Below are 4,765 nucleotides of genomic sequence, written 5' to 3' on the forward strand. Positions count from 1 at the left end.
TGGCAAGCTCAGAAGTACTCAATCGAAAATAAATTAGATCTAAGTTACAGTATTCCGATATTCGAAGCTTCAGAAATCGAACCTTTTCAAAAGAATCGAACCTTAAAAAACAGACAATTGTTTCGACAATTTAATAGTGGGAAAAAAAGACTTGAATATTTCCGGTATAATAAAAATATTGAGGCATCCATTGATTTCGATGTATGGGCCAAGTTTTTTGCCATATGCGATTTAACACAAGCTTACCATGCATTGATCTGGCATAATCTACGCTTTTATTACAACCCATTTACGACAAAACTCGAACCCATAGTGTTTGATGGACATACAGAATCTGGCCCTTATCAATGGTTTTCCAAACCCTATCTTGGGTTTTATAATGAAAGATATTCCAAAGTGTACTTGAGGCAGGACTTCTTAATCTTTCAACTTTTTAATCAGCCCGATTTTCTTAAAAAATATCGTCAATATCTTAAGGACTTTACGGAGCCATACTATCTAGATACTTTCTTTAGTAGACATGGTCAAGAGATTAAAACCTTAGATAGTTTGCTAAATATGGAATATGGACAGGGCAAATATGACCGTTCTTTCCTATACTCCAGGGCAAATGACATTCGAAAGTTTCTGGAAGATCATCAAGTCGACCACTCATCTTTTCAATATAAGATATTCGAAAAGTCATATAGTGAATGCAAAACCAGGTATCCCCTGGAAGCGGTTTCGATCAATGCAAATCGGCTGGTGTTACAAAATGAAAATACACTTTTACTTAGCAACTATTTTTGCGAACCCATTCACGTGGTTGCCATCGGTGCACATAAAACCAAACCGACTCATGTATTGAATCCTCCATTATCTTTGCCAGCATATGACATTCATTTGCAACCGCCAATGGTGAGTCTTCAGGCACAGAAAGATGATCAATACATTTTCTATAAAACTGCTTCAAACAGCAGTTGGTATCGAAAAAAAATTTCCAAGCTGCCTGGTGATACTACAGAATATTCAATTTCGCTTGATCAGATTACTTGGGACAGCACCATCTTTACTATTAGAAAAGACACCTTATGGTTGCCTCAAGGCACCTATCAAATCCATGGTCTGCAGATCTTCCCGGAAGATAAAACTGTTGTATTGCAAGCCGGCTGTCATCTAGATTTAGTCGAAAAAGGTGGTTTGGTAATTAAGGGGTCACTACTCATGAAAGGAACAAAAGCGAATCCAATTAATGTGAGATCCTCAGAAACGAGTAACAATGGTATCAGCGTGATCAACCCGGAGAAATCAGCTGACATTTCCTGGACAGTTTTCGACAACCTCCAACCATTGGAGACAACGGGAAGCTGGCTCACTGGGGGTCTAACATTTTATAAAACTAGGTTAAATATGGAAGACTGTCAAATTATAAATTGCCAGTCTGAAGATGCCTTAAATATTGTGTCTTCTAAAGATATTTCACTCTCGAGAGTTTCTTTTTACAACTGTCGCGAAGACGCACTAGATGTTGATTTTTCAGAAGGAATCGTTCAAGGATGTTCGTTCGAGAACATCGGTGGTGATGCATTTGATGTATCCGGAAGCAAAATCGATGTTGATGATATCAAAGTGTCTGATATCGGAGATAAGGCTTTTTCCATAGGAGAGAATTCTTTCCTCCAAATGACTCAATTAGTGGTAGAGAAAGCAACAGTAGGAATTGCAGTGAAAGATGGAAGTGAAGTTACTATGGATCAGGTTTTTCTAGATCAATCCGAGTATGCAATTGCGGTATATGAGAAGAAAGACTACTACAATGGAGCCTCCTTGAATATTACTAATCTGACTCTTGGGAAAAACGTATCTGAAATTGGAATCGAACCTGGGCAGGTTGTCACATTGGATGGAAGAAATCTCGAGGTAACACACTCAAAGCATTATTTTTCGAAAATTTTATATGCTAACAAAGAAGAATAAAGATGTCACTTTCTCCGGATAATCGACAAATAAATAACGTATTCTGTATTTCACCAATAGATAGTGCTTTCCAGGATCTCTATTTAGCGGTTAGGAGCAGTGAAAATCGTCTCTACCCTGATGAAGTTGTAGTGAATCTTCCTTTTTTTGAGGGAAAACAGATTTATCAAAAGGAATGGCAGATGAGACTGGATTCGTCCCGGAAGGTACTTAGTAAAATAAGAGAACTTAAGTTTCGAAATATACTCGATCTAGGTTGTGGCAATGGATGGTTTATTAGTAAAGTTGCTGAAATCGAAAACACCACCGTTTATGGTGCTGATATCAATATGGTGGAGCTGGAACAAGCTTCCCGACTTTTTACTTCCAAGGGATGTCAATTTTTATATTGGAATATTTTTGAAAGCAATTGGACGGGAGCCCCCTTTGATTTAGTAGTTTTAAATAGCAGTGTTCAATATTTTGATTCCATAAAAAGACTAACCGATCGTCTCTTCGAATTTATGCTGCCAGGTGGTTCCATATTTATTTGGGACAGCCCTATATATAGACCGGAGGAAAAGCAATTAGCACGGATACGGAGCAATAAGTATTTCCAGAACCAACTGGTGCCAGAAATGATCAACTACTATTATCATCACACCTGGGATCAACTTCAAGGATTAAACTACTCGATTTTATATAATCCAAATGAGTTTTCAAATATTGTAATTAGAAAAGTATTTAAGCGCCGATCACCTTTTTACTGGATCTCTATTTTGAAACCAAATTAAAGTCATCAGAGTGTATATGGGTAGTGTCCAAATAAATATTCGAATTCGGAGGGGATCATTACTTCTATGGGTTTTGATTACTTCGCTGTGTATCCTGGGTTATACTACAGATCTTATGTTTGGGGATGGAGATGGAATTATTGAGAAGCTACATTTTAATCCATTGATTTATTTTTTGCTTGTTTCAATCGTATTGGGATGTTTCATTGCAATAACCTATTCAAAGTTATTGATTTCAAAAATTGCTTTATCAGTGTTAACAATTTTTCTATCCTTAGGTATTGCCGAATTCACATTAACAATTTTTTATATCCAAATATTTGGCGGCAAACAGGTGATAGAAAGTGAGTTTAATAAACCAGTAATTACCAACAACGATGAAGTTTATTTTAAAAATTACTACCCTAATGTTGTTTTCAAAACTCATGTCATGGGCAAGGATGGCAACTTTTCAGTCTTAAATAAGATTAACAGTGATGGCTATCGAGGACCTGAAAGAATTCTTACATCAACAAGTGGAAAGAACATCTTGCTTCTGGGAGATTCCTTTATGCAAGCCGATGAGGTTCCATTCGAAAATACCATTGGTCAGGTTTTACAAGATCTATTTGCAGACTCTGTTTCGGTTATCCAACACGGCATTCCAAGTTGGTCACCTTTACTTGAGTTGAATTGGCTCCTACATAAGGGAATTGATTTTGAATTGGACCGGGTGATATTGTTCCTGTTTTATAATGATTTTCTAAAGGGTGATCAAATAGGGGATGAGGGTTATACCAAGTATTGCCAATTTGACGAGAAGGGCTATCCACTGCGATTTATATTTCCGTCTGAACGAACTCGAAACCCTTGGAGGGATTTATGTACAAGGGTTCATTACCTAAGGCTGTACAAGTTACTTAGATCTGTAATCAATAGAGCGAATCTGTCGATAGATTCTGCGGAGCAGTTACAAAGAATACTTAGAGAATCACCCAAGAAATTTGAATCTCGAAATGATGGATATGGACTGTTTGCAGTTATGAGAGATACGCTGCTTTGGTCTAGGGAAACTAAAACCAGGGTGGATACAAGTCTGGAGTATCTTATGTTGATGAACAGATTGTTAAAAGAGCATGAAATGGATTTTGATCTTACTCTCATTCCACATCAATTTCAATTCAAAGGTGAAAATCAAGAGAGTCGTAAACGCAGTTATGGTGATATAGTGTTTCCGGTTTCAGGGGTTGAGCGTAAGATTCGAAAATTTTGTGAAAAGAACTCAGTTGGCTTTATACCCTTGTATGAACACTTTCTGGAATACAAGTCACGGAATAGTGAGCTTCTATATTTTCCCTATGATGGACATTGGAATATCAAAGGCCATAGACTTGCAGCAGAGGTAGTTCATTCCTATTTGACCAATTCGACTTTCCATGAATAGGAGTCAACATTTTTACGGATTAGTATTTCTACTCATTGCAGTGCGTTTTTTCCATTTGGGAAAACAAATTGATCAACCGCATGATTGGCGGCAATGTGATACTGCTTACTATATTCAGGATTTTTATGAAAATGGTATCGACCTTTTGTATCCAGCCGTATGTTGGATGGGAAATTCAGATACCCTGGCACTTGAATTTCCCCTTCCTGAAGCTGTCGTGGCTGTAGGGTACAACTTATTTGGAGAGTCAATTCCATTGGCACGAATATGTTTTCTGGTATTTTTTCTGGGAGCCGTGTATTATCTTTATAAAATAGTTCGACTTTTGTCGAATGTTAGCATGGCCAGGATAGCCACGTTGGTCTATCTTAGTCTCCCCCTGAGCTTCTTTTATTCAAGGGCAGTTCATATTGATTTTTCGGTGATATTCCTAGCCCATGCTATGGTCTATTATTTTTTTCGAGGAATCGATAATAGGAATGGTTGGTATGTTCTCCTGAGTGGTGCCATTACTACATTGGCTTTTTTGATCAAAATACCATACGCCTTCTATTGGTTCCTACCTATGTCCATGTATGTAATTGAGAGGAAGGCTTTCCGCTGGGTATTACCT

At 37.5% G+C, this 4,765-nt stretch carries 4 protein-coding genes; all 4 read left to right on the forward strand.

Features of this window, described 5'->3' with window-relative positions; translation table 11 throughout:
* A partial coding sequence (locus Q0L68_RS16535) for a right-handed parallel beta-helix repeat-containing protein (protein WP_296705292.1) occupies positions 1–1,956 on the forward strand: 1,956 nt, incomplete at its 5' end.
* Between the two features lie 2 nt (positions 1,957–1,958).
* On the forward strand, positions 1,959–2,729 hold the full coding sequence (locus Q0L68_RS16540; RefSeq protein WP_296705293.1) for a class I SAM-dependent methyltransferase: 771 nt from the start codon (positions 1,959–1,961) through the stop codon (positions 2,727–2,729).
* Between the two features lie 16 nt (positions 2,730–2,745).
* Positions 2,746–4,152, forward strand: coding sequence for a hypothetical protein (locus tag Q0L68_RS16545; RefSeq protein ID WP_296705294.1), 1,407 nt, complete (start codon positions 2,746–2,748; stop codon positions 4,150–4,152).
* The coding region (locus Q0L68_RS16550; RefSeq protein WP_296705295.1) for a glycosyltransferase family 39 protein at positions 4,145–4,765 on the forward strand (621 nt) is incomplete at its 3' end. The genes Q0L68_RS16545 and Q0L68_RS16550, both read left to right, overlap by 8 nt.

It is taken from the genome of Algoriphagus sp. (assembly GCF_024642405.1).
Lineage (GTDB): Bacteria > Bacteroidota > Bacteroidia > Cytophagales > Cyclobacteriaceae > Algoriphagus.

Bases quoted from the DNA above. Each gene is read 5' to 3' on its own strand.
- Q0L68_RS16540 (WP_296705293.1), top strand. From the start codon at position 1,959: ATGTCACTTTCTCCGGATAATCGACAAATAAATAACGTATTCTGTATT.
- Q0L68_RS16545 (WP_296705294.1), top strand. From the start codon at position 2,746: ATGGGTAGTGTCCAAATAAATATTCGAATTCGGAGGGGATCATTACTT.